We start from the raw sequence: 26,036 nt of genomic DNA on the forward strand, positions 1-26,036 counted from the left end.
GAGTCGAAGCTGGAGAACCTCGGCCACCTCGGCGACCGCAACGACCACGACTCGCTGGGCCTGTTCCAACAGCGCCCGAGCTCGGGTTGGGGCACCCCGGAGCAGATCACCGACCCCGAATACTCCACCCTCGCCTTCCTCAAGGGCCTCAAGCAGGTCGACGGCTGGCAGGACATGCCCCTGACCGCCGCCGCCCAGACCGTACAGGTGTCCGCCTACCCCGACGCGTACGCGCAGTGGGAACAGCAGGCCGCCGACCTCGTCACCCAGCACTGGAACAGCTGACCACCGCACCTGAACGCTGGCCGGCACCCGACAACGGGTGCCGGCCAGCGGCGTCTCCGGCTCAGGGCATGATGGCGTAATGGCTGCGTGGTCGGACCGTACCGGGGTGGTCGTGCTGCCCGGTGGGGCGCAGGTACGCGGTCGACCCGCCGCCGTGCCGGCGTCGCCGGCCGATTTCGCGGTGCTGCTGGTCGACGGGCCGGTGCCGGCGTGGCGGTACCGGCGGGTGCGGTGGCCGGACTTCTGGGTGCCGGTGCACCGGGACGACGCGGTGGACGCGCTGCGGGAGGCGCTGCGGCGCGCGTACGCCGGGGAACGGGTGGAGGTGGCCTGCCGGGGCGGCAGGGGCCGGACCGGCACGGCGCTCGCCGCCCTGGCCGTGCTGGACGGCCTGCCGGTGCGGCAGGCCGTGCCGTGGGTCCGGCGGCACTACCATCCGCGCGCGGTGGAGACCCCGTGGCAGCGGTGGTGGCTGCGCTCGCTGCCCGGCGAGCCGCCCGGCGTCGGCGACTGACGGCCGACCGTTCGATCCGGAAATTCGGGGCCGGCACCCCTCCACGCGGACACGTCCCGGCGTGTCAGGGGGAGGAGGAGGTGGCGAGTGGACGCCGACCGGCAGTCGTTCGAGGCGTACGCGCGGGAGCGCGGCGCCGCCCTGTCCCGCCACGCCTACCTGCTCACCGGTGACCACCACCTCGCCGAGGACCTGGTGCAGCAGACACTGCTGCGGGTGGCGGGGCGGTGGCGGCGGGTGGTGGCCGGCGGCGACCCCGACCCGTACGTGCGCAGGGTGTTGTATCACCAGCACGTCTCCTGGTGGCGGCGGCGGACCCGACGGGTCGCCGAGTCGCCGTTGGACACCGCCGACCGGGCGGTGCCGGACCCGGCCGACGCGGTGGCGGTGCATCTCGCGGTGCGCGACGCGCTGGCCCGGCTCGCGCCCCGGCAACGCGCCGCCATCGTGCTGCGCTACTACGAGGACCTGTCCGAGGCACAGGTGGCCGAGACGCTGGGCTGCCGAATCGGCACGGTGAAGAGCCAGCTCCGGGACGGGTTGGCCCGGCTGCGGGTGCTCGCGCCCGAACTGGCGCGGCTGCTGGAGGTGCGGTGATGAGTGACGGGCGACTGGGCCAGGTGCTGCACCGGATCGCGGCCGACTCGCGGCCCGCCCGGTTGGCGCCGGACCTGTGGGAGCGGGGGCGGCGGCGCCGCCGGATCGCCGTGGCCACGGCGGTGGTGGCGGTGGTAGCGGTACTGGCCGCCGCGCCGGTGGTGCTGCCCCGGGTGTACGCCGACGGGTACGCCCCGGCCGGCGGCGGCCGACCCGTGGTGCCGGCCCGGGTGTACCCGCCGGTGACCGGTCAGGCCGGGGTGGTCGAGCACCCGCCCGGGCCGGCCGCCCTGGTGGTCTCCGGCGACCGCGAGCTGCGGGGCAGCGACATCTGGAACTGGGAGGGGCGCAGCCTGCTCGTCGCGCGGGACGGGCGGTACCGGCTGGCCCGCACGGTGGGCGAGGCGAGCGCCGGGGTGGGGGACCTGCTGCTGTCCCCGGACGGCCGGCGGCTGGCCGCGATGCCATGGCTGGAGGGCATCGACGGCCTGCCCACCCCCGCCGACCCGGGCGACCCGCAGGGCGTCACCTCAGTGGTCGATCTCAGCACGGGCAAGAACCGGACCTACCCGGGCGGTTTCCCGCTGGCCTGGTCGCCGGACGGCCGCTCGCTGCTGCTGCGGCCGACCACCGAGGATCCCCGGCTCGGCGGGTTGAACCTGGTCGACCTGGCGACCGGGCGGGTGCGCCCGCTGCCCCGGATCGAGGAGCAGTTCCGGCTGGGCAACCTGGCCGCGTTCTCGCCGGACGGCTCCCGGCTCGCGGTGGCCACGGTCGACGCGCTGTACGTCGTGGAGACCGCCGGGATGACCGTACGCCGGATCGCCGCGCTGACCCCGGCCGAGCGGCTGGCCGGGCCGGGCGCCTGGTCGCCGGACGGCACCCGGCTCACCATGTGGACGATGGGGGACTGCGAGGACGGGACCACCTGCGACGAGCGGCGCCTCGCCCGGCGGCCGATCCGGCCCGGCTGGCGGGACGCGACGACCGGCGCGGTGGTGGACGGGCCCCGCCTGCCGGCCGCCCGTGGCCTGGCGGCCCGGCTGCTCGGCTGGCAGGGCGACGGTGACGCGGTGGTCGTCGAGTACCAGCCGGAGGCCGGCCTGACCCGCGAGCCGGACAACCCTCGCTGGTCAGAGACCGACTGGTGGGCGGTGGGCTCGGTGACGGTGACCGAGTTGCGCCGCGACGGCTCCCGGCACCGGCTGGTCGACCTGCCGGGCAGCGCCCTGTTCGTGGACGTGCCGGCGGGGCTGCTGGACTCCTTCGGCGGCCCGGCGCCGTCCCGGGTCGAGGGCGCGCTGCGATGGCTGCTGGCGCTCTGGTGGCCGATCGGCCAGTTCCTGCTGCTCGTGGTCGTGGCGGTGGTGGTCGTCTCCGGGCTGCGCCGCTGGCGCCTACGGACCCGGTCACGCTGACGGGCGGCGTCGTGCCCGGGCGAGCACGTTGACCGCGGCTGTCAACCTGATCTCGAAGCGCGGGCGTCGCCCGCCACGTCGGGGAGGCCACATGAACACGCCGCAGTACCAGCGCAGGCCGGCCGGGGGCCGGTCGCAGTTCCCGTCCCGGGTGCTGGCGATCATCGGATCGGCCGTGGTGGGGCTGGTGGTGCTGGTCGTCGCCGCCACGGCGCTGCTCGGTGGCTTCAACAAGACCGCCGGCGGCGAGGTCGGGGTGGTCCGCAACGGTGGGTGGCTGGACGACAACCGGGTCCGCCAGGTGGTGCCGGCCGGGTCGGCGCGGACCTGGACCGGGCTCTACTCGACCATGCACCGTTACCCGGCGCAGCAGCGCTTCTACACCATCACCTCGGACTCCGCGCAGGGTGACCGGACCGGCGTCGACGTGGTCCGCACCCCGTCCGCCGACGGGGTGGAGATGGGCATCGAGGGCACCATCTACTTCACGTTGAACCTCGACCCGGAGGCGCTCAAGCAGTTCGACACCAAGTTCGGCACCCGGCAGTTCCGCGGCGTCGACGGGACGCTGCGGTACGCCTACGACGGGGACGAGGGGTGGAGCAGCTTCCTCGACGCGATCGTCCGGCCGGTGATCGACAACGATCTGCGCATCCAGATCAGCAAGTTCCGCTGCGCCGAGCTGGTGTCCAGCTGCGCCCTGGTGCAGAACGGCGTGCAGCGGACCGGGACCGGCGCCCCGGGGGACCCGGCCGGCGGCGGGCAGGCCAACAACACAAACATCGCCAAGGTCCAGGAGGCGGTCAACGAGAGCCTGCCTCGGGACCTCGCCGAGATGCTCGGCGGTGAATTCTTCGAGGGGATAAAGTTCAACCTGGCCCGGGTCACCCTCCCCCAGGCGGTCCAGGAGGCGGTCAACAAGGCGCAGGCGGCGTACGCGGCGGTCAGCGAGGCGCAGGCAAAGGTGGCTCAGGCCAAGGCCGAGGCGGACGCGAACAAGACCCGCCAGCAGGGTTACGACGCGTGTTCGGCGTGCGCGCAGATCGACATCATCAAGGCGCTGCCGCCGGGAGTGACCACGTACGCCCCGGGCGCCGGCACCGCCGTACCGCTGAAGTGAGAGGGGTGGCACGGTGCGGGCGCTCATCCTGATCCTGCCGCTGTTCGTCGCGGTGGTCTTGCTGGCGCTCGCGACGGGCCGGGCGCTGGACCGGCGGTCCGCGCGCTCGGCCCGCTGGCAGGTGGTGCACTACGGGCGGGACGGGTTCACGGTCGTCGCGGTGGGGCTGCTGCCCCGCCGCGGCGGCGCGCCGCTCGACGAGCACGTGGTGGATCGGATTCCGGCCGGCGATCCGGAGTGGACCACCCGGTTCCTGCACGCCCGGGAGGTCGCCGAGGAGCGGGCGTTCCATCTCAACTCGGGCGGGACGGCCTTGCCGGGCTGACGGCGCGCCGCCACGCCGGGGTGGTTACCCCTTCCTGGATCTTCCCGGTTACCCTGCTCACCCATGAGAGGACGGGCCCTGGCAGCCGCGGTCACCACCGCCGTACTGATGGCGACACCGGTCCCGGCCGCCGCCACTCCCCGCGCGGCCGCCGCCCCCGCGGGCACGCCGGTGCCCTGCCCGCGCACCCCGCCACCGCCGAACACGAAGCGGCCGCCGCGGCCCGCACCTCCGCCCAGGGTGCCGGAGGAGCAGCGGGTGGGCGGCGACGAGCTGGCCACGCCCGGCCTGATCGTGCCGCCCGGCGCGCCGAAGCCGCCCGCGGTCAGCGCCACCTCGTGGGTCGTCGCCGACCTGGACACCGGCGCGGTGCTCGGCGGCTGCGGCCCGCACGAGTACGGCATCCCGGCGAGCACCCAGAAGCTGCTGCTCGCGGCGACGATGATGCCGAAGCTGGACCCGAAGCAACTGGTCACGGTCACCCGGGGGGACCTGGACATCGAGCCGGGCAGCTCGGCGGTCGGGCTGGTCCAGGGCGGCCGGTACCGGGTCGAGACGGTGTGGCTCGGGCTGCTGCTCAACTCCGGCAACGAGGCGGCCAACCTGCTGGCCCGGCTGGGCGGCGGGTCGGTCGCCGGCGGCGTGGCACAGATGAACGCGAAGGCCGAGGAGCTCGGCGCGCTGCAGACCCACGCGGCGACGCCGTCGGGGCTGGACGGCGAGGGGCAGTTCACCAGCGCGTACGACCTGGCGTTGATCGGCCGGGCCTGTTTCGCCATCGCCGATTTCCGCCGGTACGCGCTGACCGAGAGCACCCAGATCCCGGCGCAGCCGGCGTTGAAGAGGCCCGGCTTCCAGATCCAGAACGAGAACAAGCTGATCTACCGCTACGACGGCGCGCTCGGCGGCAAGACCGGCTTCACGGAGCTGGCCCGGCACACGTACGTCGGTGGCGCACAGCGCAACGGCCGGCGGCTGGTGGTCACCCTGCTCAACGCCGAACGCAACCCGATGCCCGGCTGGCAGCAGGGCGCGACCCTGCTGGACTGGGGGTTCTCGCTGCCGAAGGACGCCTCGGTGGGCCGGCTGGTCGACCCGGGGGAGCTGGCGGCCGAGCGGGACGCGCCGGCCGCCGCGCCGCAGCGGCCGGCGGCCGAGCCGGATCCGGCCGACACGCCGGGCCCGGTCGCGGCCTACCGCGCCGCCGAGGACTGGACCCGGCGCTACTGGCCGGCCGCGGCCGCCACCGGCGTGATCCTGTTCGTCCTGGTGATCGTGGTGCTGGCCCGGGGCCGGCGGGAACGCGGCAAGCGCCGACGCGGACCGGGCCGCCGCCGCGCCGCCTGACGGCACGGAACGGCCCGCCGCCGCGGCTTCCCCTGACCGCAGGCGGGTCACGGCGCCGCCGGCCGGCCGGGGCCCGGATCTGGCCGGTTGCCGGGATTCCGGGGCGGCCGCCCACCTAAGGTCGACTCATGGCTCCTCCACGGCCGGCGGGCGGGACCGGTCGCCCGCGTCCGGCCGGGTAGGCCGGTGGCCCGGATCCGTCGGCCCACCCCGGCGACGGTGGCGAGTCTGCTGCTCTCCGCCGGCCTGCTCGTCGCGCTCAGCCACTGGGCCCGGCACCGGCCACCAGGTCGCTGGGAGCGGGACCTCTTCGCGTTGCTCAACCAGATACCTGGGCCGCTCATGCCGCTGCTCGGGGTGGTGCTGGCCCTCGGCTCGTACCCGGCGGTGTTCGTCGCGGCGGTCGGGGCGACCGCCGCGCGACAGTACCGGCTCGCCCGGGACCTGCTGGTCGCCGGCAACCTCGGCTACTGGCTGGCGGTGCTGGTCCGGGCGGTGGTGGGCCGGCGCCGGCCGGCCGGATACCTGGCCGACGTGCGCGTGCACGCCCACGTGCCCGACGCGTACGGCTACCCGTCCGGGCACGTGGCGGTGGCGACCGCGCTCGGCGTCGTGCTGGCGCCCGCGCTGCCCCGGCAGCTGCGCTGGCTGGTGTGGTCGGCAATCGGCGCGGTCGCCGTCGCCCGGGTCTACGTCGGGGCGCACCTGCCGGCCGACGTGCTCGGCGGGCTGCTGGTCGGCTGGTTCTCGGCCACCCTGACCCGGCTGCTCTTCGGTGAGGTCGGTCCGGGGGAGGCCGCCGGGCTGATCCGGCGGGTGCTCGCCGGCCGGGGGATCGCGGTGGCCGAGTCGGCCCCGATCGCCGGCGACGCGCGCGGGTCGCGCCCCTGGCGGGTGCGCACCACCGACGGCCGGCGGCTCTTCGTCAAGGTCACCGGCGGGCGGCAGCGGGACGCGGACTGGCTGTACAAGCTGTACCGCCGGCTGCGCTACCGGCACGTCGCCGACGAGCCGCCGTACGTGACGGCGAAGCAGAAGAGCGAGCACGAGACGTACCTGCTGCTGCTCGCGGCGCGGGCCGGGGTGCGTACGCCCGGTTTCGTGGCCACCGCCGCGGACCCGGCGGGGGACACCCTGCTGGTGGAGGAGTTCGTCGACGCCCGCCCACTGGACCGCCTCGGCCCGGGCGAACTCGGCCCGGACGCGCTGGTGGACGTCTGCCGGCAGGTGGCGGCGCTGCACCGCGCCGGACTGGCGCACGGCGACCTGCGGGCCGCCAACATCCTGGTCGCCGACGCCACCGCCTGGCTGGTCGACCTGAGCTTCGGCACCGACGACGCCACCGCCGAGCAGCAGGCCCGGGACCTGGTGGAGCTGCTGGTCACGCTCGCCTGCCTGGCCGGGGTACGCCCCACCGTGGACGCCGCGGTCGGCCAGCTCGGCGCCGGCCCGGTCGCCGACAGCCTGCCCTGGCTGCAACGGTCCCTGCTGTCCCGGGCCGGGCGCACGCTGCTGGCCGCGCACCCGGGCGCGCTCGACGCGCTGCGCGAGGAGATCACCCGCCGCTGCCCGGACCGTGCGGGGCAGCTCGCCCGGGTGGTACGGGTCAGCCGGCGCGGCGTGTTCCTGCTGGTGATGCTGGGGCTGCTGGTCCACTTCCTGCTGCCGCAACTGACCGAGGTGCGGGTCGCGGTGCACGCGCTTGCGCACGCCGCCCCGGGCTGGGCCGCCGCCGCCCTGCTGGCCGCCGCGGCCACCTACCCGCTCAGCGCGTACGCCCTGCGGCTGGCCACCGCGGAGCGGGTGCCCCTGCGGGAGACCCTGCTGGTGCAGATGGCCGCGTCGTTCGCGAACCGGCTGGCGCCGGGCGCGGTCGGCGGCGCCGCGCTCGGCGTGCGGTACCTGCGGCAGCGGGGCCTGCCGGTGGCGGTGGCGGCCACGGCGGTCGCGGTGACCCGGGTCGCCGGCATCCTGTCGGTGCTGATCCTGCTGCCGGTGCTGGTGCCCTTCGCCCGGACCGCGGGCCGCCACCTCACCGGGGCGGCCACCGCCCGGGCGCTGACCGTGCTGCTGGTGGTGGTGGCCGTGCTGCTGGCGGTGGCCGGGGCCCTCGCCGTGCCACGGCTGCGGGCCCGGGTGCGCTCCGCCCGTCACCAGGCCGCCGGGGCGGTACGCGCGCTGTGGCACAGCGGGCGAATGCTGCGGCTGCTGTCGGCCAGCGTGGGGCTCACCCTCGCCTACGGCGCCTGCCTCTGGTTCTCGCTGCTCGCCGTGGGACTGCCGATGGAGCTGGCGCTGGTGCCGCCGGTGGTGCTGGTGTGCATCGTGGGGGAGGGGGTGGCCACCGCCGCCCCGACGCCGGGTGGGCTCGGTGCCACCGAAGCGGCCCTGGTGTCCGGTCTGCTGCTGTCCGGTACGCCGACCGCCACGGCGGTGGCCGGGGTGCTGGTCTACCGGCTGGCCAGCTTCTGGCTCCCGGTGCTGCCCGGCTACGCGGCGCTGCGGATGCTGGTCCGCCGCCACCTGGTCTAGACACGGCGTAGGCCCATGACCGGATTGGATCATCCGTCGATGGGAAAGCCGGCCCGATGAGGGAGGAGAGCCGCGGCCGGGTCGTCGTGGTGTCGGCCGACGTGGGCGCGGGGCACGACACCGCGGCCGCCGAGCTGGCCCGCCGACTGTGCGAGCGCGGCTTCCTGGTGGACCGGGTCAACCTCCTGGAGACCCTGCCCCGGCCCGTACGCTGGGCGTTCCGGGAGGCGTACCGGGGCATCCTGCGCTGGCTGCCCTGGGGGTACGAGGCGCTGTTCACCGTGACCAGCCGGTCCCGCCGGTCGGTGACGGTGATCCGGGTGCTGCTGTGGCCGGTGCGCCGCCGGATGCGCCGGCGCATCCCGCCGGACACCCGCGCGGTGGTGACAACGTACCCGTTCGCCAACCAACTGCTCGGCCCGCTGCGGGAACGGCGGCGCCTCGGCGTACCGGTGATCACCTATGTGACCGATTTCGTGGTACATCCCACCTGGGTGTCGCCGGGCGTGGACGTGTACTGCGCGCTGCGCCACGCCGAGCTGCGGCCGGTCACCCACCCGGTCACCGTCGAGGAGGTCCAGCCGCTGGTGCCGGCGGCGTTCACCACGACGCCCAGGGTGGGCCGGCGGGAGGCCCGGGCCCGGTTCGGGCTGCCCCGACACGAGCGGCTGGCCCTGATCGTGGCGGGCGCCTGGGGCGCCGGGGACGTGGAGACGACGGTGGCCGAGGTCGCCGCCACCGGCTGCGTGCGGCCGGTGGTGGTCTGCGGTCGCAACGAGGCGTTGCGGGAGCGGCTGTCCCAGGCCCACGAGCACGTGCTCGGCTGGGTCGACGACATGCCCACGCTGATGCGCGCGGTCGACGTGGTGGTGGAGAACGCCGGCGGACTGACCTGCCAGGAGGCGCTGGCCAGCGGCGTGCCGGTGGTGACGTACCGGCCGATCGCCGGGCACGGCCGGGCCAACGCCGCCGTGCTGGCCCGGTCCGGGCTGACCCGCTGGGTGCCCTCGGCGCGCCACCTGCGCCCGGCATTCGACACGCTCGCCGCCCTCGACGGCGATCCGCCGGCCGGTGCCGGCGACGGGGAGCGGACCGCCGGTGGTGACTGGGCGTCCTCGACCGATCCGGCCCAGTTGGTCGCGCGGGCCGCGTCCGCGGCGCCGGTCGTCGGGGCGCTGCCGGCGGGCCGGGTACGCACCCTGGTCACCTCGATCGGCGACTTCGTCGGCGACGCGACGGCCGTGCTGATCGCCGTCGCCCAGTCGGCGACCCTGACCCGGACCGGCCGCCGGTGACGGCCCGCGTCGACGTGACCCGCGCCTGGGCGGCCCGGCTCCGCCGGGCGGCCCCGGCGCTGCGGACGGTCGCCGCCACGCTGGCCGCGGCGCAGGCCGCCCCGGCGCTCACCGCCCTGCCGGGCGTGCGGGCGTGCTGCCTGCCCGGTCTCAACGGCGGGGTCGGGGCGGGCCGGGTGGCGCTGACCTTCGACGACGGGCCGGACCCCGAGTCGACCCCCTGGTTCCTGGCCGTGCTCGCCGAGCACTCCGTCCGGGCGACCTTCTTCGTGCTCGGCTCGATGCTGGACCGCTCGCCGCAGCTCGGCCGGCGGATCGCCGACGCCGGGCACGAGGTCGCCGTGCACGGCTGGGACCACCACAACCTGCTGCTGCGCGGGCCGGTGGCCACCTGGCGGGACCTGGTCCGCACCCGGGACCTGGTCACCCGGGTCACCGGCCGCGCGCCCCGCTACTTCCGCCCGCCGTACGGGGTGCTCACCGGCTCCGCCCTGTTCGCCGCGCGCCGGCTGGACCTGCGTCCGGTGCTGTGGACCTGCTGGGGCCGGGACTGGACCCGGACCGCCACCAGCGCCACCGTCTACGACACCGTCCGGGCCGGGCTGGGCTCCGGCGGCACCGTCCTGCTGCACGACTCGGACTGCACCTCCGCGCCGGGCGCCTGGCGGTCCAGCCTCGGGGCGCTGCCCCGGCTGCTCGCCGAGTGCCGCCGGCAGGGCTGGTCGGTGGGGCCGCTGGGCGAGCAACGGGCGGCCGCCCGGTGACGGTCGCGGTGGTGGCCGCCTTCGTCGCGGCGTTCAGCTACGCCGTCTCCACCACCATGCACCAGCGGGCGGCGAAGCGACAGCCGACCCGGCGGGCGCTCGACCCACGGCTGCTCTGGCGCCTGCTACGTACCCGGCTGTGGCAGTTGGGCTGGGCCCCGGACGTGGCCGGCACCGTGGCCCAGGCGCTGGCCCTGCGCAACGGGCCGCTGGCCGTGGTGCAGCCGGTGCTGGCCAGCGGGCTGTTCATGGCCGTCCTGCTGGAGGCGGCCTGGAACCGGCGGCCACCGCAGCGCCGCGACCTCGCGGCGACGCTGGTCGGCATCCTCGGGGTGGCCGGCTTCCTGGTGGCCACCGACCCGAGGGCGGGGATCGACGACCCGGCGCCCGCCGCCTGGGGGTGGGCGGGCGGCGCGGTGGCCGGCGCGGTGGCCGGTTGTCTCCTGCTGGCCCGGGCGGCCACCGGGGCGACCCGGGGGGCGTTGCTCGGGGTGGCCGCCGGTGTCCTCTACGGGATGGCCGCGGCCCTGCTGAAGGCGGTGGCGACCCGGTTCCACGGCGACCTGCTGGCGTTGCTGACCGACTGGCGGTTGGCCGCCCTGATCGTGGTCGCCGTGGTCGGGGTGCAGGTCAACCAGAGCGCGTTCCAGAGCGGCCGGATCGCGGCACCGCTGACCGCTCTCACCCTCACCGAGCCGGTGACCGGGGTCGTCATCGGGGTGACCGTGTTCCGGGAGACGCTCTCCCTCGGCGGTGCGCGGACCCCGCTGGTGGTGGCGGCCGTCGCCGCCATCGCGGCGGGCGTCTGGCTGGCCGGCAGCGGGTCGCGCGGCGGGGAATCGTAGCCGGCAACCCGGCCCGCCGGACGCGAATGGCCGAGCACCTGACCCGATCGGGTCGGCGTGGCTAGCGTCCGTGGACATGAGAGGCCTGCCCGCGGTGCTGGCCGCCGCCCTGCTCCTGCCGGTGCTGACCGGGCCGGCGCCGGCCGTGGCGAAGGCCCGGGTCGGCCCGCCCGCCCGGCTGCCCGGGGGAGCGCCGCCCTGCCCGAACGTGCCCGCCCCGGCGACCCGCCCGCCGCAGCCTCCCCCGCCGGCCGACCCGGCCGCCCGGGCGGTCGGTGGGGCCCCGCTGGACACCGCCGGGCTGGTGGTGCCGCGGCAGGCGCCCGCGCCACCGGCGGTCGCCGCCACCGCCTGGGTGGTCGCCGACCTGGACAGCGGCGCGGTGCTCGGCGGCTGCGGCCCGCACGAGTACGCCACCCCGGCCAGCGTGCAGAAGCTGCTGCTGGCGGCCACGATGCTGCCGAAGCTGGACCCGCACCGGGTCGTCACCGTCACCCACGGGGACCTGGACATCGAGCCGGGCAGCTCCGCGGTCGGGCTGGCCGAGGGGGGCCGGTACCCGATCGAGACGATCTGGCTGGGCCTGCTGCTCAGGTCCGGCAACGAGGCGGCGAACGTGCTGGCCCGGCTCGGCGGGGGATCGGTCGCCGGCGGGGTCCGGGAGATGAACGAGAAGGCCCGGGAACTCGGGGCGTACCAGACGCACGCGGTGACGCCGTCGGGGCTGGACGGGCCGGGCCAGTTCACCAGCGCGTACGACCTGGCGTTGATCGCCCGGGCCTGCTTCGCCGAGCCGGCCTTCCGGCGGTACACGGCGACCCGTACCGCGGTGGTGCCGGGACAGCCGGCGCTGCGGCGGAAGCCGTTCGAGATCCAGAACGACAACCAGCTGCTGACCAGCTATCCGGGCGCGCTGGGCGGCAAGACCGGCTTCACCGACCTGGCCCGGCACACGTACGTGGGCGCGGCCGAACGCGGCGGCCGGCGGCTGGTGGTGACCGTGCTCGGTGCCGAGGTGTCCAGCCAGCGCGGCTGGCAGCAGGGCGCGGCGCTGCTGGACTGGGGGTTCGGGCTGCCCCGGGACGCGGCGGTCGGTGAGCTGGTCCGGCCGGGCGCCGGCAGGTCGCTGGTTGCGCCGAGCGCCGGGGCGTCCGCGCTGGCCGGGGGCGCCGGGTTGCGGGGCGCGTCGGCCACCGGGACGGCCCGGCCGCCCACCGCGGTGTCGGTCGCGGCGGCGGTGCTGCTGGTGGCCGGCGGCGCGGTGCTGGTGGCGCGCCGGCGGCGGCACCTGCTGCGCGCCCGCTCCGGCGTCGGCCGCTGACGCGGGTGTTACCGGGGGCGGGGGATGGCGGCGGAGCTGTCCCGCACCACCAGCTCGGTGGCCAGCTCCACCCGGGGGGACTCGATCTGCTCGCCCTGGGCCAGCCGCAGCACGGTACGGGCGGCGAGCCGCCCCATCTCGGCCAGTGGCTGGCGGACCGTGGTCAGCGGCGGTGACGCCCAGCGGGCCTCCGGCAGGTCGTCGAACCCGACCACGCTGACGTCGTCGGCGACCCGCGAACCGCGCCGGCGCACCGCCTCGTACACGCCGAAGGCCATCTGGTCGCTGGCGGCGAAGATGGCGGTCGGCGGGTCGTCGAGGTCGAGCAGCGCGGACCCGGCGGCGAAGCCGGAGGCGTGGTAGAAGTCGCCGGGTTGGACCAGCCGGTCGTCCAGCGGTACGCCGGCGGCCTCCAGCCCGGCCCGGTAGCCGTCCAGTCGCGCCCGGCTGCACAGCAGGTTGGCGGGACCGGCGACGAAGCCGATCCGGCGGTGGCCGAGCCCGAGCAGGTGCTCGGTCGCGGCGAGGCCGCCGGCCCAGTTGGTCGCGCCGACGCTCGGCACGTCGGTGGCCGGTACGCCGGCCGGGTCGACCACCACCACCGGCACGTTGAACCGGCGCAGCTGGGCGTGCACCGGCTGGCTCAGCTGCGAGGTCACGAAGATGACCCCGTCGGTGGCCCGCGCCCGCAGGTTCTGCAGCCACTGTCGGGTCGAGGTGGACTCGCGGTGGATGGCCGAGACGACGGTGCCCGCCCCGGCGCGGTGCGCGACGTCCTCCACCCCGCGGATGATCTCCACCGCCCACGGGCTGTCCAGGTCGTTGAAGACCAGGTCGATCAGGTTGGCGCGGGTGACCGTGCGGTTGCCGCGCCGCCGGTACCCGTGGTGCCGCAGCAGTTCCTCGACCCGCTCGCGGGTGCCCGGCGCAACGTCGGAGCGCCCGTTGAGCACCCGGGACACGGTGGGCACGGAGACGCCGGCCTCCCGCGCGATCGCGGTGATGGTCACCCTGCGTTCGTCGTCCGCCTTCACGGTGTCTCCTCCTGCGGCCGTGCCCGTCGGCCGCATCCCTGCCGGGGCCCGGCGGCGTGCGCGTGCCACGGCCAATCTTGCCCCACCGGCGGGGGTTGACGACAGGTCGGAACGGGTTCTAGCGTTCCCGCAAATTGCGGAAACGTTTCGGAAACGAGCCGGTGACTTTCCGGCGGTCCGGTTCGCCGGACGCCCGCTTCTCCTCAGCGTCGAGAGGGCGACCGGCGCGACCCAGGCGTACCTCCCGCCCCGCCAGGCCGCGACCCGCGGCCAGGCGCCGGCGGCTGCGCCCCGGGCTACTTCCGGAACAGCTCCGGCCGCACCCACCGGCGAGCGAAAGGTACGACGATGAGCGGACCCACCCGGCGCCCGCACCCGGGCCGCGACCTCGCGGCGGCCTGAGGCGTGCACACCGACCTGCCCGAGGAGCAGCTGCGCGACTACCGCAGCGGGCTGCGTGAACCGGCGGACTTCGACCAGTTCTGGGCCGACACCCTCGCCGACGCCCGAGCCTGCGACGTCCCCGTCGCGGTGACGCCGGTGACCAGCCCGCTGAGCACCGTCGAGGTGTCCGACGTGACCCTCCCCGGCTTCGCCGGGCAACCGGTGCGGGCCTGGTTGCGCCGGCCCGCCGGGGCCGACCGGCCGCTGCCCACGGTGGTGCAGTACGTCGGCTACGGCGGTGGCCGCGGCCACCCGCTGGAGAACCTGCTCTGGGCCTCCGCCGGCTTCGCCCACCTCCAACTGGACACCCGCGGGCAGGGCTCGGGCTGGAGCCGCGGGGACACCCCCGACCCGGCGGCGGCCGGCCCGGAGGTGCCCGGCGTGGTCACCCGGGGCATCGACGACCCGCGCCGCTACTACTACCGCCGGCTGTACACCGACGCGGTACGCGCCGTGGACGCGGCGTGCGACCTGCCCATGGTCGACCCCGACCGGATCGCGGTGCTCGGCCAGAGCCAGGGCGGCGGCATGGCGCTCGCCGTCGCCGCCCTGGTGCCGCGGGTACGCGCGCTGGTGTCGCACGTGCCGTTCCTCTGCGACATCCCGCGGGCGGTGCTGGTCACCGACGCCCACCCGTACCGGGAGATCCGCGACTACCTGGCCGTGCACCGGGACCGCGAGGAGCAGGTGCTGCACACCGTCGGCTACGTCGACGGGGTGGCCTTCGCCCGGCGGGCCACCGCGCCGGCCCGGTTCTCGGTGGCGCTGATGGACGAGATCGTGCCGCCGTCGACGGTCTACGCCGCGGTCAACGAGTACCGGGGCCGGGCCGAGCTGTCGGTGTGGCGGTACAACGGCCACGAGGCGGGCGGGATCGACGACGACGCGGCGGCGGTGGAGTTCCTCCGCCGTACCCTCGGCGGCTGATCGGGCGCGGCCGGCCGTCGCCGATGCGCCGTCGGCCCGGCACCGGGTCCGGTAGACAGGACGGCGTGAGGTTCGGGCCGGCCAGCACCGTCCGGCGGCTGACGGCGGTGGCCGTGGTCGCCGCGGCGCTCACCGCCGGCTGCCAGCGACCCGCGCCGCCCCCACCGGCACCGACCGCCACCACCACCGGCCCCCGCCCACCGGCGGACTTCGTCGTCCTCACCGACGTCGACCCGAGCATCCGGGCCGACATCCGCTACGCCACCGCGCACAACTTCGTCGGCCGGCCGATCGCCGGCTACCGCGAACCGCTGTGCCTGCTCACCCGGGCCGCCGCCGACGCGCTGCGCCGGGTGCAGGCCACCGCGCTCGCCGCCGGCCGCAGCCTGAAGGTGTACGACTGCTACCGCCCGCAGCGCGCTGTGGACGACTTCGTCAGCTGGGCGCGGCGGCCCGGCGAGCAGCAGATGAAGGCCGAGTTCTATCCGGACGTGCCGAAGTCGCGGCTCTTCGCCGACGGATACCTCGGCGCGCCCACCGCGCACAGCCGGGGCAGCACCGTCGACCTGACGCTGGTCCCGGTGCCGACGCCGGCGCAGCCCGGGTACACCCCCGGGCAGCCGCTGGTGGCCTGCACCGCGCCGGCCGGCGAGCGCTTCGGAGACGACTCGGTGGACATGGGCACCGGGTTCGACTGCTTCGACCCCCGCGCGCACACCGCCGACGCCCGGGTCACCGGGACCGCGCGGGAGAACCGGGAGGTGCTCAGGCGGCTGATGACGGCGCAGGGGTTCGAGAACTACCCCCGCGAGTGGTGGCACTACCGGCTGGTCGACGAGCCGTACCCCCACCGCTACTTCAACTTCCCCATCGCCCGGTGCGAAGGAGGGGGCCCTTGTTGACGCATTCGGTAGAGGCGGGGCTCCCGGTTAACGCACGCCCTGCTGACGCGCGGCGGCGCGGTGGCGGGAGCGCAGCAGCTGCACCGCGATCGGCAGCACCGAGACCACCACGATGCCGATCAGGATGAACTCGATGTTGGCCCGGACGAACGCGATCCGGCCGAGGAAGAAGCCCAGCACGGTGACCCCGACGCCCCAGAGCAGCCCACCCACGACGTTGTACGCGAAGAACGTCCGGTACCGCATCCGGCTGACCCCGGCGACGATCGGGGTGAACGTGCGTACCACCGGCACGAAGCGGGCCAGCACCAGCGAGCGGGCGCCGTGCCGGGCGAAGAACCGGTTGGCCCGGGCCACGTGCTGCTGCCGGAACAGCCGGGAGTCGGGGCGGCGGAACAGCGCCGGCCCGACCCGCCTGCCGAACAGGTAGCCCACGTACGACGTCTTCGCCCGGCCGGCGGAGACCGCCGCGCTGAAGGTCGTGTTGACCCGCGGCTGACCGGTCGCCGCCGGCGCGGCCCGGCCGGTTACCCCCGCCGGCCGGGCCGCGCTCAGCGCCGCTTCAGCGGCAGCCAGGCCAGCACGTCGCGGATCTTGGCGTCCCAGTACTCCCAGTCGTGGGCGCCGGGGGACCAGTCGACCGTGAGGGGTACGCCCCGGCGCTTGGCCGCCGCGACGAACCGGCGGTTGTCCTCGTACAGGAAGTCCTCGGTGCCGCAGGCGAGGTAGAGCGCGGGCAGGTCGTCGCCGGCCCGCTCGACGAGGGCCACCGTGTCCTCGTCCTCAGGCGCCGGCCGATCGCCGAAGACGGTGTGCCAGACGGCCGGGTCGAGCGGGTTGGTCGGGTGCTCGCGCCGGTGGGTCACGTCGAGCGCGCCGGAGAGGCTGGCCGCGGCGGCGAACCGGCCCGGGTCGCGCAGCGCCCATTTGACCGCGCCGTATCCGCCCATCGACAGGCCGGCGACGAAGGTGTCCTCCCGCCGGTCGGACAGCCGGAAGAAGGAGTGGCACACCCGGGGCAGCTCGTCGGTGAGGAACCGCCAGTACCGGTTGCCGTGCGCCTCGTCGGTGTAGAAGCTGCGCCCCGCGTTCGGCATGACGACGGCCAGGCCCAGCGGGGCCACGTAGCGCTCGATGGCGGTGCGCCGGGTCCAGATGGTGTCGTCGTCGGTGAGGCCGTGCAGCAGGTAGAGCACCGGCGGGTCGCCGGCCGGCGGGCTGCCGGCCAGGCCGATCTGGGTGGCGGCCCGCTCGGGCAGCAGCACCGTCATCGAGGTGCCCATGCCGAGGGCCTCGGAGAAGAAGTCACACCGGATCCGCGCCATAAGGCCCGACCCTACCGAGATCTCGGCGCGCGAGGGGTTCTCGCCCGACCAGGGCCGAAACGACTGTTCCTATTGCCCCGGGGCGGTGGTGGGGGACAGGATGACGAGGCGCGTCGGAAACATCCCCGTAACCTGCGTGCAGCTGGTCTCTGTCACAAGGAAGTGGGAGGCAGTCATGAGCGACGCGTCAGCCGCGCTGGGTGTCCGGCTCTATCCGGACCTGGTCGAGCATGACGGGCTCGCCGCCGCACTGGCCGACTGCGCCGCCCGGCACGGGCTGTCCATCGGCCGGCTGAGCGCGCCGGAGACGGGACGGGCCCACTACACCCACGCCGAGATCTCCTGTGACCGGGGCCTGGTCCGGGTCGGGCTGGCCCGGGAGGCCCGCTACTTCATGGTGGACATCTCCGAGGCGGGCCGGGTGCGCGCCCACGGTGACGCCTGCGACCTGCTGCCCATCGTGCAGCTGGCCGAGGCGTGGTGCGGCGGGGTCGAGCTGGCCGAGTTGGCCGCCCGCTTCCCGTTCATGAAGCGCAAGAAGGACTGACCCGCGTCCGGTCGGGGTCGCCGGGGTCGGCGGCCAGGAAGGTACGGATGGCGCCGGTGACGGCCGGCCTGCTGGCGCTGGCCCGCCGGGTCAGCGGCGTGGGGCGGGGCCGGTGAGGCCGCCGCTCAGGGGCGGCCGGCCGGCAGCGGGGGGCCGGCGACGACGAGCGGGCGCATCGGGGTGCGGCCCACCACGTCGACGAGGCGGGTGGCGAGCGGCCGGGCCAGCGGCACCACGATGATCGCCACCGCGGCGCCGACGGCCAGGCCGGCGAGGACGTCGTGCGGGTAGTGGGCGGCGATGTACACCCGCGAGAAGCCCATCAGCAGGGCGGCGACCGTGGTGACCAGACCGAGGCGCCGGGAGACGAACCACAGGGCGGCGGCCGCCGCGCCCGCCATCACCGAGTGGTCGGAGGGGAAGGAGAAGTCGGTGCTGCGGGTGGCCAGCACGAGGATCCCGGGGTGGGCGGTGTACGGGCGGGGCTCGTGGAACAGGGCGACGAGTGGCTGGTTGACCGCGATGGCGAGGCCGGTGGCCACCGGTGCCAGCAATGCGGCCGCCATTCGCCGCGGGTCACCGGTGCCGCGGGCGTACCACCAGCCGGCCAGCATGAGGGCTGCGAAGAGCAGCACGCCGTAGCTGGCGTAGCCGGTCAGCGCGGCGTGCAGCCAGGGGGTGGCCACCGCGAACTGGTTGATCCCGTCGAACAGCCTGGCGTCCATGGCCGCTCCCCGTTGTCGAATGAGTCCTACAATGTTTGTAGTCAACAGCCTACTCCGACAATATTTGTAGTTACTGGGGGACGGGTGAAGAACCGACGCCGCGGGCACGGCGACCTCGAGCACGAGATCCTCGCGGTGCTCGCCGCCGCGGACGCCCCGCTCACCCCGGCCGACGTGCGCGAGCGTCTCGACGCCGGCCTGGCCTACAACACCGTCACCACGGTGCTGGCCCGCCTGCACGACAAGGGTCGGGTGACCCGTCGCCCGGCCGGCCGCGCCTACGCCTACCAGGCGGTACGCGATCGGGCCCAGGTGGTCGCGCACCAGATGCGCCGCCTGCTCGACGACGACAGCGACCGCTCGGCCGTGCTGACCCGGTTCGTCGGCGCCCTCACCCCCGAGGACGAGGCGCTCCTGGTCGCCCTGCTTCAGCGCGCCGAGCCGGACCAGACATGATCATCTCGCTGCTGGTGGTGCTGGCCGCGACCCTGGCGTACGCCGGTTGCGGGCCGTGGCTCAGCCATACGCTGCGCCCGGCCCTGGCCGTACGCCTGCTCGCCCCGACCGGCCTGGCGGTCACCGCGACCCTGTGGTTCGCGGCGGCCGTCACCGCCTTCACCTGGATCGGCCAGGACGCCGAGGTCGCCGCCGTCGGCGCCTGGTCCGCCCAGGCGCTGCGGTCGCAGGCTCCGCTGCCCTGGCCGGTCCCGGCCGCCGCCCTGCTCGGGCTCGCGCTTGCCGCCGCCCACACCGCCGTCTTCCTCGGCCGGCGGGTCCGGGCGCTACGCGCCGCGCACCGCGACTGCGGGCGACTCGGCGCGCCGGGCGCCCTGGTGGTGCTCGACAGCGACGTCCCCGACGCCTTCACCACCCCGGAGGCGGCCGGCCGGATCGTGGTCACCCGGGGCATGCTGCGCGCGCTGGCCGCCGACGAGCGGGCCGCCCTGCTCGCCCACGAGGCTTCCCACCTGTCCCACCGGCACGCCTGGTGGGCCGCCGCGGTCGACCTGGCCGCCAGCGCCAACCCGGTGCTGGGGCCCACCGCCCGCCGGCTGCGCAACGCGATCGAGCGGTGGGCCGACGAGGACGCCGCGGCGCGGCTGGGGGACCGGCGGCTGGTCGCCCGGGCCCTGGCCCGCGCCGCGCTGGCCCGCCGGCGGTACGCCGCCGGTCCGCTGCCCGCCGCCACCGGCGGTGACGTGCCCGACCGGGTCCGCGCCCTGCTCGACCCGCCCGTCACCCGCCGTGGCCCGGCGCTCGCCGTGCTCGCGGTCGTCCTCACCGTGCTGGCGCTCGGCGGGGCGACCGTCCAACACCAGGGCGAGCACCTGTTCGAGCAGGCCCGCACCGCTCACACAGAGCGGGGATAGCGGTTTCGCACCGCATCGACGTACGTGTCCCGGGACGTCGGGCCGCCGAACCGGAGCCGGTCGTACCCGGTGAATGCCGGCTCCAGCGCGTCCAGTTCGTCGACCAGCGCGTGCAGCCGCGCCGACCAGGCGGCCGATCCGGCGTCCGGTTCGTCCGGGGCGGACCGGATGGCCGCGGTCAGCTCGTCCTTGCGCCGGATCGTCTCCGGCGAGACGGAGTGCAGGCAGACGTACCGGCCGCTGAGGTAGGCGTCCCACTCGGCCGCGCCGACCGTCGGGTCCGCCCAGTGCCCGGTGAACCAGGCCGCCAGCCGGTCCGGGCCGCCGGCCCGCTCGGCCAGGGCGAACAGGTCAGCCGGGACCATCTCCGTGCCGTCCGAGCGGAGGTAGCCGGGTAGCGGCAGCCGCCGGTCCAGCATCATCCGGCGTACGTCGTCGGCGTCCCGGCCGTGCGCTGCGCACAGCTCCGCCAGGACCACGAACTGCCCATTGACGTACGCGTCGTCCGCCGCCGTCATCGGATGGTCCCCGTTGACCGCTCGAAACCGCTCTGCGACGCTTTCCCGCAGCTCCACGTGCTCCTCCCAGCCTCGATCCTTGGCAGCAGGCTAGGCCGACGATCTTTCGCCCCAGGCCGAAGGGTGCCGGCCGGCGGCGACGGCTGTGACCCGGGCCACCGCGAATGCGCCCGCGGGTCTTACGTTGGTCGGGTGTCCACAACTTTCCCGCTCCCGGGGTGGCGGGTCCGGCGGTTTCCCTACCGGCCGGTAGGGGTGAAGGTGTAGGACGGGGACCCCGGCCCGGGCGTCCCCGTTCTGCTGTGAACGCACCATTGGGAGGCTTGCTCGGTGATCAGCCGCATCGCCATCGTCAACCGGGGTGAGGCCGCCATGCGGCTGATCCACGCCGTCCGCGAGCTCAACGCCGAGTCCGGTGCCCCGCCGATCGAGACCATCGCGCTCTACACCGAAGCCGAGCGCCGGGCCACCTTCGTCCGCGAGGCGGACCACGGGTACTGCCTGGGGCCGGCGTCGGCGCGACCGTACCTGGACCATCGCGTCCTCGAACGGGCGCTGGTCGAGACGGGCGCGGACGCGGCGTGGGTGGGGTGGGGCTTCGTCGCCGAGGACCCGTCCTTCGCCGAGCTGTGCGAGAAGATCGGCGTCACCTTCATCGGCCCCAGCGCCGAGGCGATGCGGACGCTCGGTGACAAGATCGGCGCCAAGCTGATCGCCGAGGAGGTCGGCGTCCCGGTGGCGCCGTGGAGCCGGGGCGCGGTGGAGAGCCTGGCCGCGGCGAAGCGGGCGGCGGCCGAGATCGGCTACCCGCTGATGCTCAAGGCGACCGCGGGCGGCGGCGGCCGAGGCATCCGGGTCGTGCGCAGCGACGACGAGCTGACCGAGGCGTACGAGCGCACCAGCCTGGAGGCCGAGCGCGCGTTCGGCAGCGGCGTGGTGTTCCTGGAACGGCTGGTCACCGGCGCGCGGCACGTCGAGGTGCAGGTGATCGCCGACGGTCAGGGCACGGCGTGGGCGCTGGGCGTACGGGACTGCTCGGTGCAGCGGCGCAACCAGAAGGTGATCGAGGAGTCGGCCTCGCCGGTGCTCGCCGGAGAGCAGGTCGCCGAGCTGAAGGCGGCGGCCGAGCGGCTCGCGCTGGCCGTGGACTACCGGGGCGCGGGCACCGTCGAATTCCTCTACCACCCGGGCGATCGGCTGTTCGCCTTCCTGGAGGTCAACACCCGGCTCCAGGTGGAGCACCCGATCACCGAGGCCACCACCGACTTCGACCTGGTCAAGGCCCAGATCCACGTGGCCGGCGGGGGCCGGCTCGCCGACCGGATCCCGGCCGAGGCCGGGCACGCGGTCGAGGCCCGGCTCAACGCCGAGGACCCGGACCGGGACTTCGCGCCCGCGCCGGGCCGGATCGTACGGCTGGTGCTGCCCAGCGGCCCGGGCGTGCGGGTGGACACCGGCGTCAGCGAGGGCGACGTGATCCCCGCCGACTTCGACTCGATGATCGCCAAGATCATCGCCTACGGGCGTACCCGCGACGAGGCGCTCGGCCGGCTGCGCCGCGCGGTCGCCGAGACCACCGTGGTCATCGAGGGTGGCGCCACCAACAAGAGCTTCCTGCTCGACCTGCTCGACCAGCCCGAGGTCATCGACGCCAGCGCGGACACCGGCTGGATCGACCGGGTCCGCGCGCAGGGCCGCCTGGTCTCCACCCGCCACTCCGGCGTCGCGCTGGCCGCGGCCGCGATCGAGGCGTACGAGGACGAGGCGCTCGTGGAGCGGCAGCGGCTGCTCTCCACCGCGCACGGCGGGCGCCCGCAGGTGCAGCACGCCAGCGGTCGGCCGATCGACCTGAAGCTGCGCGGCGCCGGCTACCGGGTGAGTGTCGCGCAGACCGGGCCGCGCCGGTTCCGGATCGGCATCGGCGAGACCACCACGGTCGACGCCGAGCTGGAGCGGTTCGACGAGCACACCGGCCGGATCGTGGTCAACGGCCGGCGGTTCCGGCTGGTCACCCACACCCACGGGCCGGTCCACCTGGTCGAGGTGGACGGCATCACCCACCGGGTCAGCCGCGACGAGGGTGGCGTGCTGCGCTCGCCGGCGCCCGCGCTGGTGGTCGCCACCCCGCTCGGGGTGGGCGACGAGGTCGAGGCGGGTGCGCCCGTGCTCGTCCTGGAGAGCATGAAGATGGAGACGGTGCTGCGCGCGCCGTTCAAGGCGAAGCTGCGGGAGTGCCTGGTCTCCGTCGGCAGCCAGGTGGAGACCGGCGCGCCGCTGCTGCGCCTGGACCCGGTCGGCGACGACGCCGCCGGCCCGGCCGTGCAGGCCGAGGCCGCCGACCTGGAGCTGCCGGTCGAGCCGGCCGGCCCGAGCGCCGAGGCCCGGGTGGCCCGGGGCATCGCCGACCTGCGCAGCCTGCTGCTCGGCTACGACCCGGACCCGCGCGACGGCCGGCGGGTGCTGGCCGACTACCTGGCCGCCCGGGCCGAGCTCAGCCACCGCCCGCTCGACCAGGAGGTCGAGCTGCTGCAGGTCTTCGCCGACCTGTCCGAGCTGAGCCGCAACCGGCCGGCCGGCGAGGAGAGCGGCACCGACACCCGGGTGCACAGCCCCCGCGAGTACTTCCACACCTACCTGCAGAGCCTCGACGTCGACCGGGCCGGGCTGCCCGACACCTTCCGCCACCGGCTCGCCCGGGTGCTGCACCATTACGGCGTCGACGACTTCGAGCGCACCCCCGCGCTGGAGGACGCCGTGTTCCGGATCTTCCTCGCCCAGCAGCGGGCGTCGGCCGACGTCTCGGTGATCGTCACGTTCCTGCAGCGGTGGCTGACCGAGCCGCTGCCCGGCGACGGGCTGCGCGAGCTGGTCGGGCAGGCGCTGGAGCACCTGATCTCCGCCACCCAGCTGCGGTTCCCGGTGGTCAGCGACCTGGCCCGCAGCATCGTGTTCCGCTGGGCGGCCCAGCCGATGCTGCGCCGCAAGCGGGCCGAGGTGTACGCGGCGGTCCGCGGTCACCTGCGTCACCTCGACCGGCACCCCGAGGCGGCCGACCGGGCCGAGCGGATCGCCACCATGGTCGCCTCGCCCGAGCCGCTGGTGCGGCTGCTCGGCCAGCGCATCGGCAAGCCCGGCGCCGACCACGGCCCGATGCTGGAGGTGCTCAGCCGCCGCTACTACGGCAACCGCGGCGCGAGCGACGCGCGGTGCGTCGAGGTCGCGGGGCACACGTTCTTCACCGCCGAGTACGACCGCGACGGCGAGCGGGTCCGGCTGATCGCCGCCGCCACCGACTTCGCGGAGCTGCCCGCGGCGCTGGACAAGGTCGCCGGGCTGGCCGCCCCGGACACGGTCGCCGACGTCTACCTGACCTGGAGCGACCAGCCCGACGTGGACGCGATGGCCGGCACCCTGCGGGAGGTCATCGACCGCGCCGGGCTGCTGGACGCGCTCCAGCGGGTGACGGTGACGGTCGCCGGCCGCACCGGCGCCGAGGTGCACCACCACTTCACCTTCCGCCCCGGCCAGGGCGAGGACCGGGTCATCCGCGGGCTGCACCCGCTGATCGCCCAGCGGCTGCAACTGCCGCGACTGCGCCACTTCGACCTGACCCGGCTGCCGTCGGCGGACGAGGAGGTGTACCTCTTCCACTGCGTCGCCCCGGACAACCCGGCCGACGAGCGGCTCGCCGCGATGGCCCAGGTCCGCGACCTGACCCCGCTGCGCGACGCCGAGGGCCGGATCCTCGCGCTGCCCGCCGTCGAGGGCGCCCTCGACGCGTGTCTCGACGCGATCCGCAAGGTCCAGGCGCAGCGGCCGGCGCGCAAGCGGTTCGACACCAACCGGATCACCATCTACGTCTGGCCGCCGAACGACCTGAGCATCGAGGACCTGAACGCGGTGGCCCAGCGGGTGCTGCCCACCACGTCCGGCGCGGGCCTGGAAGAGGTGCTGTTCCTCGGCCGGCAGCGCGACGCCGCCACCGGCGCGCTGACCGACATCGCGGTCCGGGTCTCCTACGACGCGGGCATGCGCATCTCGGTCGACGCGCCGACGGCCGAGCCGATCCAGCCGCTCGACGACTACCGGCAGAAGGTGCTCTCGGCGCGGCGGCGCGGCACCACCTACCCGTACGAGCTGACCGGGATGCTGGCCGGCCCGCAGGGCACCTTCACCGAGTACGACCTGGACGGCAGCGGCGCGCTGGTGCCGGTCGAGCGGCCGAAGGGGCGCAACACCGCGGGCATCGTCGCCGGGGTGGTGAGCACCCCGACCGAGCGCTATCCCGAGGGGGTCACCCGGGTGGTGCTGCTCGGCGACCCGACCAGGGCGCTGGGCGCGCTGGCCGAGCCGGAGTGCGCGCGGGTCATCGCCGCGCTCGACCTGGCCGAGCGGATGCGGGTTCCGATCGACTGGTTCGCGCTGTCGGCGGGCGCGCGGATCTCGATGAGCTCGGGCACCGAGAACATGGACTGGGTGGCCGCCGCGCTCAAGCGGATCGTGCAGTTCACCCAGGCCGGCGGCGAGATCAACATCGTGGTCGCCGGGATCACCGTCGGCGCCCAGCCGTACTGGAACGCCGAAGCCACCATGCTCATGCACACCAAGGGCATCCTGGTGATGACCCCGGACTCGGCGATGGTGCTGACCGGCAAGCAGTCGCTGGACTTCTCCGGCGGCGTGTCGGCCGAGGACAACTTCGGCATCGGCGGGTACGACCGGGTGATGGGCCCCAACGGTCAGGCGCAGTACTGGGCGCCGGACCTGCCGGCCGCCCGCGACGTGCTGATGGCCCACCACGACCACACCTACGTCGCGCCGGGCGAGACCCGGCCGCGCCGGGCGGTCACCGCCGACCCGGCCGACCGGGACATCTCCGGCTACCCGCACGCCGTGCCGGACAGCGACTTCACCACCGTCGGCGAGATCTTCTCCCGGGAGCGCAACCCGGACCGGAAGAAGGCCTTCGACATCCGTACGCTGATGCGGGCCCTGGCCGACCAGGACCACCCGGTCCTGGAGCGCTGGGCGGGCATGGCCGACGCGGAGACCGCCGTCGTGCAGGACGTACACCTCGGCGGCCTGCCGGTGTGCCTGCTCGGCATCGAGTCCCGGTCGGTGCCGCGGCGCGGGTTCCCGCCCACCGACGGCCCGGACACCTACACGGCCGGCACCCTGTTCCCGCGCTCGTCGAAGAAGGCCGCGCGGGCGATCAACGCCGCCAGTGGGAACCGGCCGCTGGTCGTGCTGGCGAACCTGTCCGGCTTCGACGGCTCGCCGGAGTCGATGCGCCAGCTCCAACTGGAGTACGGCGCGGAGATCGGCCGGGCCATCGTCAACTTCGACGGCCCGATCGTGTTCTGCGTGGTCTCGCGCTATCACGGCGGCGCGTTCGTGGTCTTCTCCAAGGCGCTCAACCCGAACATGACGGTGCTCGCCGTGGAGGGCTCGTTCGCCTCCGTCATCGGCGGGGCGCCCGCCGCGGCCGTGGTGTTCGCCGGCGACGTCAACGCGCGTACCGCCAAGGACCCGCGGGTGGCCGACCTCCAGGCCCGGGTCAACGCGGCGACCGGCGCGGAGCGGGCGGCGCTGGTCACCCAGCTCATGGACGTCCGGGCGAACGTCCGGGCGGAGAAGCTGGGCGAGGTGGCCGCCGAGTTCGACGCCGTGCACAGCATCCAGCGCGCGGTCGAGGTGGGCTCGGTGGACGCCATCATCCGGCCGGAGGAACTGCGCCCGCAGATCATCGCCGCCGTCGAACGCGGCCTGGAAAAGGTGTGACCCGGCCGGACGCCCGCGCGGCGTCCGCGTGACAGTGGCGCTGGCCCGGTGGTGTTCCCACCGGGCCAGCGCCCTGTCGGGCGGGGCAGGGCAGCCCGGC

Annotated in this window: 22 protein-coding genes and 1 pseudogene; 18 read left to right on the plus strand and 5 right to left on the minus strand. The window is 75.2% G+C overall.

All coding sequences use genetic code 11. The features are described 5' to 3' along the window. The 12 genes and pseudogenes from AB0H57_RS09705 to AB0H57_RS09760 all read left to right on the plus strand — a co-directional run. Window positions 1-285: pseudogene (locus AB0H57_RS09705) on the plus strand (hypothetical protein); the annotation flags it as partial. Window positions 286-364: 79 nt separating this feature from the next. Further along, a complete protein-coding gene (locus tag AB0H57_RS09710; RefSeq protein WP_357504513.1) occupies window positions 365-799 on the plus strand; it encodes a protein-tyrosine phosphatase family protein in 435 nt (144 codons plus the stop codon). Between the two features lie 87 nt (window positions 800-886). Then, window positions 887-1,396, plus strand: coding sequence for a SigE family RNA polymerase sigma factor (locus AB0H57_RS09715; RefSeq protein ID WP_357504515.1), 510 nt, complete (start codon window positions 887-889; stop codon window positions 1,394-1,396). Beyond that, window positions 1,396-2,814: a hypothetical protein gene (locus AB0H57_RS09720; protein ID WP_357504517.1), complete on the plus strand. Its 1,419-nt coding sequence runs from the start codon at window positions 1,396-1,398 to the stop codon at window positions 2,812-2,814. Before AB0H57_RS09715 ends, AB0H57_RS09720 begins: the two co-directional genes overlap by 1 nt. Before the next feature lie 91 nt (window positions 2,815-2,905). Beyond that, window positions 2,906-3,934, plus strand: coding sequence for an SPFH domain-containing protein (locus tag AB0H57_RS09725; RefSeq protein ID WP_357504519.1), 1,029 nt, complete (start codon window positions 2,906-2,908; stop codon window positions 3,932-3,934). Window positions 3,935-3,947: 13 nt separating this feature from the next. Then, a complete protein-coding gene (locus AB0H57_RS09730; RefSeq protein ID WP_357504521.1) occupies window positions 3,948-4,259 on the plus strand; it encodes a hypothetical protein in 312 nt (103 codons plus the stop codon). A 63-nt stretch (window positions 4,260-4,322) separates the two neighbouring features. Then, window positions 4,323-5,606, plus strand: a complete 1,284-nt coding sequence (locus tag AB0H57_RS09735) for a D-alanyl-D-alanine carboxypeptidase (protein ID WP_357504523.1) — start codon at window positions 4,323-4,325, stop codon at window positions 5,604-5,606. Between the two features lie 186 nt (window positions 5,607-5,792). Beyond that, window positions 5,793-8,138: a flippase-like domain-containing protein gene (locus AB0H57_RS09740; RefSeq protein WP_357504525.1), complete on the plus strand. Its 2,346-nt coding sequence runs from the start codon at window positions 5,793-5,795 to the stop codon at window positions 8,136-8,138. Between the two features lie 56 nt (window positions 8,139-8,194). Next, window positions 8,195-9,433: a glycosyltransferase gene (locus tag AB0H57_RS09745; protein ID WP_357504527.1), complete on the plus strand. Its 1,239-nt coding sequence runs from the start codon at window positions 8,195-8,197 to the stop codon at window positions 9,431-9,433. Next, window positions 9,430-10,197, plus strand: coding sequence for a polysaccharide deacetylase family protein (locus AB0H57_RS09750; RefSeq protein ID WP_357504529.1), 768 nt, complete (start codon window positions 9,430-9,432; stop codon window positions 10,195-10,197). Before AB0H57_RS09745 ends, AB0H57_RS09750 begins: the two co-directional genes overlap by 4 nt. Next, the gene (locus AB0H57_RS09755) at window positions 10,194-11,042 is read left to right on the plus strand and encodes a DMT family transporter (protein ID WP_357504531.1); all 849 of its coding nucleotides are present in this window, start codon (window positions 10,194-10,196) and stop codon (window positions 11,040-11,042) included. Before AB0H57_RS09750 ends, AB0H57_RS09755 begins: the two co-directional genes overlap by 4 nt. 76 nt (window positions 11,043-11,118) lie before the next feature. Continuing rightward, entirely contained in the window at window positions 11,119-12,363 is a 1,245-nt protein-coding gene (locus AB0H57_RS09760) for a D-alanyl-D-alanine carboxypeptidase (RefSeq protein ID WP_357504533.1), read from the plus strand. Window positions 12,364-12,371: 8 nt separating this feature from the next. Here the strand turns inward: AB0H57_RS09760 and AB0H57_RS09765 are convergent, their stop codons facing one another. Beyond that, window positions 12,372-13,397: a LacI family DNA-binding transcriptional regulator gene (locus AB0H57_RS09765; protein ID WP_357504535.1), complete on the minus strand. Its 1,026-nt coding sequence runs from the start codon at window positions 13,395-13,397 to the stop codon at window positions 12,372-12,374. A 405-nt stretch (window positions 13,398-13,802) separates the two neighbouring features. On the opposite strand from AB0H57_RS09765, the gene AB0H57_RS09770 reads away from it, so the two are divergent. Beyond that, window positions 13,803-14,768, plus strand: coding sequence for an acetylxylan esterase (locus AB0H57_RS09770; RefSeq protein ID WP_357504537.1), 966 nt, complete (start codon window positions 13,803-13,805; stop codon window positions 14,766-14,768). 65 nt (window positions 14,769-14,833) lie between these two features. Then, entirely contained in the window at window positions 14,834-15,670 is an 837-nt protein-coding gene (locus AB0H57_RS09775; RefSeq protein WP_357504539.1) for a M15 family metallopeptidase, read from the plus strand. 27 nt (window positions 15,671-15,697) lie between these two features. Here the strand turns inward: AB0H57_RS09775 and AB0H57_RS09780 are convergent, their stop codons facing one another. Both AB0H57_RS09780 and AB0H57_RS09785 read right to left on the minus strand, forming a co-directional pair. Continuing rightward, window positions 15,698-16,306, minus strand: a complete 609-nt coding sequence (locus AB0H57_RS09780; RefSeq protein WP_357504700.1) for a VTT domain-containing protein — start codon at window positions 16,304-16,306, stop codon at window positions 15,698-15,700. Then, window positions 16,222-16,995 carry an alpha/beta hydrolase family protein gene (locus tag AB0H57_RS09785; protein ID WP_357504541.1) on the minus strand — a complete coding sequence of 258 codons (774 nt, stop codon included), beginning with the start codon at window positions 16,993-16,995 and terminating at the stop codon, window positions 16,222-16,224. The genes AB0H57_RS09780 and AB0H57_RS09785 overlap by 85 nt, the downstream gene beginning before the upstream one ends. 175 nt (window positions 16,996-17,170) lie before the next feature. On the opposite strand from AB0H57_RS09785, the gene AB0H57_RS09790 reads away from it, so the two are divergent. After that, complete coding sequence (locus tag AB0H57_RS09790; RefSeq protein ID WP_357504543.1) at window positions 17,171-17,542, plus strand: hypothetical protein; 372 nt, start codon at window positions 17,171-17,173, stop codon at window positions 17,540-17,542. Window positions 17,543-17,667: 125 nt separating this feature from the next. Here the strand turns inward: AB0H57_RS09790 and AB0H57_RS09795 are convergent, their stop codons facing one another. Beyond that, window positions 17,668-18,267 (minus strand): phosphatase PAP2 family protein, encoded by a 600-nt coding sequence (locus tag AB0H57_RS09795; protein ID WP_357504545.1) that lies wholly within the window; start codon window positions 18,265-18,267, stop codon window positions 17,668-17,670. Between the two features lie 84 nt (window positions 18,268-18,351). Here AB0H57_RS09795 and AB0H57_RS09800 point away from each other — a divergent pair, with 84 nt between their 5' ends. Beyond that, complete coding sequence (locus AB0H57_RS09800; protein WP_357504547.1) at window positions 18,352-18,723, plus strand: BlaI/MecI/CopY family transcriptional regulator; 372 nt, start codon at window positions 18,352-18,354, stop codon at window positions 18,721-18,723. Further along, a complete protein-coding gene (locus AB0H57_RS09805; protein WP_357504549.1) occupies window positions 18,720-19,637 on the plus strand; it encodes a M56 family metallopeptidase in 918 nt (305 codons plus the stop codon). Before AB0H57_RS09800 ends, AB0H57_RS09805 begins: the two co-directional genes overlap by 4 nt. Here AB0H57_RS09805 and AB0H57_RS09810 read toward each other — a convergent pair. Then, window positions 19,619-20,155, minus strand: coding sequence for a DUF6058 family natural product biosynthesis protein (locus AB0H57_RS09810; protein WP_357504551.1), 537 nt, complete (start codon window positions 20,153-20,155; stop codon window positions 19,619-19,621). The two genes, AB0H57_RS09805 and AB0H57_RS09810, sit on opposite strands and share 19 nt — an antisense overlap. A gap of 330 nt (window positions 20,156-20,485) precedes the next feature. Between AB0H57_RS09810 and AB0H57_RS09815 the strand changes: the two genes are divergently transcribed. After that, complete coding sequence (locus tag AB0H57_RS09815) at window positions 20,486-25,936, plus strand: biotin carboxylase N-terminal domain-containing protein (protein WP_357504553.1); 5,451 nt, start codon at window positions 20,486-20,488, stop codon at window positions 25,934-25,936. Window positions 25,937-26,036 lie beyond the last annotated feature (100 nt).

Origin of the sequence: Micromonospora sp. NPDC050686 (assembly GCF_040654475.1) — a bacterium.
Lineage (GTDB): Bacteria > Actinomycetota > Actinomycetes > Mycobacteriales > Micromonosporaceae > Micromonospora.

What these genes read in the sequence shown, in the direction of transcription:
- AB0H57_RS09710 (WP_357504513.1), top strand. Translation starts at nt 365, where the DNA reads ATGGCTGCGTGGTCGGACCGTACCGGGGTGGTCGTGCTGCCCGGTGGG.
- AB0H57_RS09720 (WP_357504517.1), top strand. Translation starts at nt 1,396, where the DNA reads ATGAGTGACGGGCGACTGGGCCAGGTGCTGCACCGGATCGCGGCCGAC.
- AB0H57_RS09725 (WP_357504519.1), top strand. Translation starts at nt 2,906, where the DNA reads ATGAACACGCCGCAGTACCAGCGCAGGCCGGCCGGGGGCCGGTCGCAG.
- AB0H57_RS09735 (WP_357504523.1), top strand. Translation starts at nt 4,323, where the DNA reads ATGAGAGGACGGGCCCTGGCAGCCGCGGTCACCACCGCCGTACTGATG.
- AB0H57_RS09745 (WP_357504527.1), top strand. Translation starts at nt 8,195, where the DNA reads ATGAGGGAGGAGAGCCGCGGCCGGGTCGTCGTGGTGTCGGCCGACGTG.
- AB0H57_RS09760 (WP_357504533.1), top strand. Translation starts at nt 11,119, where the DNA reads ATGAGAGGCCTGCCCGCGGTGCTGGCCGCCGCCCTGCTCCTGCCGGTG.
- AB0H57_RS09785 (WP_357504541.1), bottom strand. Translation starts at nt 16,995, where the DNA reads ATGGCGCGGATCCGGTGTGACTTCTTCTCCGAGGCCCTCGGCATGGGC.
- AB0H57_RS09790 (WP_357504543.1), top strand. Translation starts at nt 17,171, where the DNA reads ATGAGCGACGCGTCAGCCGCGCTGGGTGTCCGGCTCTATCCGGACCTG.
- AB0H57_RS09795 (WP_357504545.1), bottom strand. Translation starts at nt 18,267, where the DNA reads ATGGACGCCAGGCTGTTCGACGGGATCAACCAGTTCGCGGTGGCCACC.
- AB0H57_RS09805 (WP_357504549.1), top strand. Translation starts at nt 18,720, where the DNA reads ATGATCATCTCGCTGCTGGTGGTGCTGGCCGCGACCCTGGCGTACGCC.
- AB0H57_RS09810 (WP_357504551.1), bottom strand. Translation starts at nt 20,155, where the DNA reads ATGACGGCGGCGGACGACGCGTACGTCAATGGGCAGTTCGTGGTCCTG.